The following is a 4,169-nucleotide window of genomic DNA, read 5'->3' on the forward strand; positions in this document are numbered from 1 at the left end:
TCCCCCGCTACCTGATGTGTGAGACTGCGGATGAGCGCATAGCCGGGGATCCTCTCAAAGACCGTTGCTTCGAGCTTTCTCCGGACTCGCTGCCCCAAGCGGGTGCCGACCGAGGCACCGACGGCGATGCAAATCGCGAGACATAGCAAAAGCGACAGGAGCCCCTCGGCTGGAAGCCACTCGGGAAGGATCCGGGCGAACGGGCTGACGAGGGTCCCGACAGATTTCATTCCCTTGAGCAGCAGCAGAATGGCAAGATAGATGGGAATGATAATGAGCAGACCCCGGACCAGGGCCTTTAACGCGGACGCCATTATCTGTTTCATGGGTTGCCTCTCGTAGGCCTGGAAATCACCGTGTGCGCATGCGGGAGCAGGCCTCCTCGGCCGCGCCACGGGAGCCGGGGCAGCCGGTCGCCGGGACCGACGCGACACCGATTCGGGACGAAGGGGGCACGGGTTTCGCGGCCCCTACGGTCCGAACTCAATACGGCGGATTGACGACAACGACCGCGCGGGCGAGTCAGGTTGCGAGCCCCATTCGCATCGTCTAGTCTGGGATACGACGTCATCTTTTGCAAGGGACGAATAATGCGGGCAGCGTGGCCTCGGAAAATCGGAGCGGCGAATGCTCGGGCTATGATTTAGAAGCCGGATTTGCCCGCGCGTGAATTTTTTTCGCTGGATCGGCTTTTCGCTATGATGGCGTGCCCCCTGCTCTGAGACCCGCCAGATGAATAAGAAAGTCACAACGGTGATATGCGGGTGGTTCTGTGATAGTTGCCTTGCTGTCCTTGCAATCCTGTGGACCACAAACCTAAAGGGCGGGGGCTCACAACTGGAAGATGCAAACAAGAAGGCAGAGCTTTTTCTCAAAGTGCTTGCCGCCCTATAAGTACATTATTGCCGGAACGGCAAGCTGAATGAACAACATCTCGCTTGACACCCGCGTTTTGCCTTATAGGGATAATCTTTGCCTGCTGGTCATCCATGTACATTCAACCAATCCGCGTGCAAGCAAATTCGAGTTTGACGAAAAAAACGCGACCTTCAGACTTGATATCCGGCTCATTCCCGACGGCCGCGATGTCCGGACACTCTTCGAAGAGGAGGAGGGAGAGCACGTCGAAAGCGTTGACCTGATCAAAGGAAGTGGTGGCTACGAGATGTTGCCGTCCGCGTCGATGGATGACATGAGAAGTCGCTCGGTCGTCCCGATCGACACGAGCCCCTCAGGCTCTGCTCGTGCCTGGAACGACGAGACAGCCATGATCCGCTGACCCTTTATTTCAGCCCGGTCGCGACGCGCCCAATTCGTTGATCCCAAGATCGAACAGGTGCGAGAAGAAAGGGATCATGTTCGGCAGCATCAACTACAGGAGCAGTTTGCCGACGAGCATGCGTCACGAGTCTTTCGCGGCAGCGCGGCGCAACAGCCGCGGGTCCGTATCCCATTCACCAGGTGCACCAATCTCAATGTGCGCGGAGTCAGAGTGACTGGGGTTGTAGAGTCGTGCACCTTCGCCAGTGAAGGCGCTGTCGGCATATCGCTCGGTCACCACGCGCCACGCCGTTACCGTCACGCGAAGACACTATGTTCGATGCGTCCGAGCGTATCCATCACGCTATCGGCACCAATGTCCGTATCAATGAGACTGAGCGGCGTGACGCCCCCGAGCGCGGCCGTCGGCGATTTGAGCCACCCGATAGCGAGGTCGAGATGTTCAAACACTTCCGCAGAGCGTGCCGCGACGCGCGCGAGTCGCAGTAGCTTGGCCGATTCCTCGCGGCTAAAGACGCCTTCGCACTTGCGCCGTGCCAAGGTGCGCTCTGGAATGTCGGATTGAAGGATCGAGTCGAGCGCCTGTGAGGATACCTTGACGAACAATATCCACCCATTCGAGACCGGAGCGGGGCGCGCGCGGCAAGACCAGTCGCCCACCCAGCAACGAATCGGCCGAAACTCTTTCTCTGACGTCCATAACGCCTCCTGCCATTTGGCGTCTAGTTTTGCAAACGTTCAGAAATAAAGGCGGAGCAGTGATGGGATTTGGTAACGCGAGGCCCTCGAGCGCTGCCCGGTTGGGTATCGCCGAAGGAGCGCAGTTTATTTCGGTTCTTCGCGGATTACATCGCCGGCGGGGATCGTCGCACCGGTTCGGCTCATGAGTCTTGATGTGGCCGACTGCGCACAGGGCACTCGCCCGCAACAAGGTTCAGAGGTCTCTGGCCGCGAAGGCGCTAGGCTCCGCCAACTCTTCCATGACAATCGGCTTTTCCAGACACAGATGGAAACCGTCCGGTGTAAGCGTGACGTAGTCGCGAGCGGGAAGTCCGACTCAGACCAGGCTGGTTGAAACTTCGACCGACCCGGTCCGGTGACAATCGCATCGCCTTGCTACAGACCGTACGGAACGCATCCGTCTCGTTCGACTACACCGTCGGTGACCCCTCAGGGTCGCGTTTTACCCGGGGTCGCCTATGGTCCTGGCTCCGCTTAACAGCACCAACACTTTCGATTTTGTCTATGATAGAAATTTGCCGGGTGCAGGGCGCAAGCCCGTCTATGTTTCCGTTGACCGGTCAAGATATGACAAATCCGCCAGAACAAGTCATGGATTCGGACCCGGCCGGTAAAAGCGCCAACGCGTCGGAACGTGTTTTTACGCCCACTCCGGCGGCGGGCGTGGCGGGGATCGGCATTGCGATAATCGCTCAGGAACTCGGTGTAACGAAGGACACGCTGCGCGTCTGGGAACGCCGCTACGGTTTTCCGCAGCCGATGCGCTCGTCCGGCGGCGAGCGGCTCTATTCGCAGGAGCAGGTGACGAAGTTGCGGCTCGTCAAGCGGCTGCTCGACGCAGGACACCGGCCGAGCAAGGTGCTCGGGCAATCGATCGACGTGCTTCAGCATCTGGCCGAGAGTTCCGGCGTCGGACAGGATGCGCCGGACGCCGAACTCGACTATCTGATCTCGCTTTTGCGCGCGAGCGCCTACGACGGGTTCCGTTTCGACCTGCTGAAGCGGGCGACCCGCGACGGACTCGAGCGCTTCGTGGTGGACGTCGCGGCGCCGCTCTCGGCGCGCGTCGGGAATGCGTGGGCGGCGGGCACCTTGCAGGTCTATCACGAACATCAGTTCAGCGAGGCGATCCAGTCCACGATGCGCTCGCTGATGCGCCCGTTGTCCGACGTCGTGCGCGGGCGCGGCGGGCGGCCGCGCGTGCTGCTCACGACGCTCTCGGGCGAAGCGCACGGTCTCGGCATCCTGATGGCCGAAGCGATGTTCACGCTCTCCGAATGCGAATGCGTGCAACTGGGGTTGCAGACGCCGCTGCACGATATCGTCGATGCGGTAGCAGCGCATCAGATTGATGTCGTTGCGCTCTCTTTCACTGCAACGCTGCCCGCGCAGTCCGTCGCGAAAGGCCTGACAGATCTTCGCCACATGTTGCCACCGCACGTGCCCGTCTGGGTCGGTGGAAGCAGCCCGGCGCTGCGCCACAAATTTGATGACGGCGTGCATCCCGTGACAGGTCTGAACCAGATCGATAAAACTGTCGCGGAATGGCGTCAATTGCATTTGCCATGATCGAATGTGGCGGGCATCCCTTGCGCCGAGAGTCCGACAAGCAGTTTCGAGCATCCCGCTCGGTCCGATAGAAATTGGACGAAATGCCGAACATACCGGAATGTTGCCCTTATTTCCCGGCATGACCATGGGCGCCCAAATGTTACGACTCGAAAATACGCGAGCGGCCACGCTCAAAGAAAAGTGGCCATCGAGTGCCCATGATCAACCTTCGGCGAATGTCAGAAATTGGCCCGAGTGCCGCCTTCTGCCTTACGTCACGGCCGAACCGCGACCGCCGAGGATCTTCATGAGAGTCCTGCCATCGCGTTGGCCACGACCTTCATAGTTGTTCTTCTCTATATCTCGAAACGTTGCCGGCGATGCCGGAGACCGCGAGCGACCCTATCCAGCGACTGCCGAAAGCTAGGATGCGCTGGTACTCAAACCGCACCTTCGCTCGCTTATCGTCGCGAGGCAGGTTGCTAACAACATTCGCGTCGTGCGTTCGTGGCAGTAGCCTAGCGGTCGTCGGTCTCCCACGCATTCGTCTTCACCGCGCTTTCGTTGGTCAGGGAAGGATCGGCAATCATCGTGAT

General features: G+C 59.6%; 4 protein-coding genes and 1 pseudogene. 2 read left to right on the top strand and 3 right to left on the bottom strand.

Going from position 1 to position 4,169, the window contains the following annotated elements; all coding sequences use genetic code 11:
* Nucleotides 1-326: DUF502 domain-containing protein (locus tag AWB81_RS40840; RefSeq protein ID WP_200822630.1), on the bottom strand; the 326-nt coding region annotated here is incomplete at its 3' end.
* Nucleotides 327-922: 596 nt separating this feature from the next.
* On the opposite strand from AWB81_RS40840, the gene AWB81_RS40850 reads away from it, so the two are divergent.
* The gene (locus tag AWB81_RS40850; RefSeq protein WP_062644112.1) at nt 923-1,279 is read left to right on the top strand and encodes a hypothetical protein; all 357 of its coding nucleotides are present in this window, start codon (nt 923-925) and stop codon (nt 1,277-1,279) included.
* Nucleotides 1,280-1,288: 9 nt separating this feature from the next.
* On the opposite strand, the pseudogene AWB81_RS47835 reads toward AWB81_RS40850, so the two are convergent.
* Nucleotides 1,289-1,399: pseudogene (locus AWB81_RS47835) on the bottom strand (flagellar biosynthetic protein FliR); the annotation flags it as partial.
* Nucleotides 1,400-1,578: 179 nt separating this feature from the next.
* The gene (locus AWB81_RS47840; RefSeq protein WP_235026182.1) at nt 1,579-1,821 is read right to left on the bottom strand and encodes an Xre family toxin-antitoxin system antitoxin; all 243 of its coding nucleotides are present in this window, start codon (nt 1,819-1,821) and stop codon (nt 1,579-1,581) included.
* Between the two features lie 792 nt (nt 1,822-2,613).
* On the opposite strand from AWB81_RS47840, the gene AWB81_RS40865 reads away from it, so the two are divergent.
* Nucleotides 2,614-3,591: a MerR family transcriptional regulator gene (locus AWB81_RS40865; RefSeq protein WP_235026183.1), complete on the top strand. Its 978-nt coding sequence runs from the start codon at nt 2,614-2,616 to the stop codon at nt 3,589-3,591.
* Nucleotides 3,592-4,169 lie beyond the last annotated feature (578 nt).

This window comes from Caballeronia arationis (genome assembly GCF_001544975.2).
Classification (GTDB): domain Bacteria; phylum Pseudomonadota; class Gammaproteobacteria; order Burkholderiales; family Burkholderiaceae; genus Caballeronia; species Caballeronia arationis.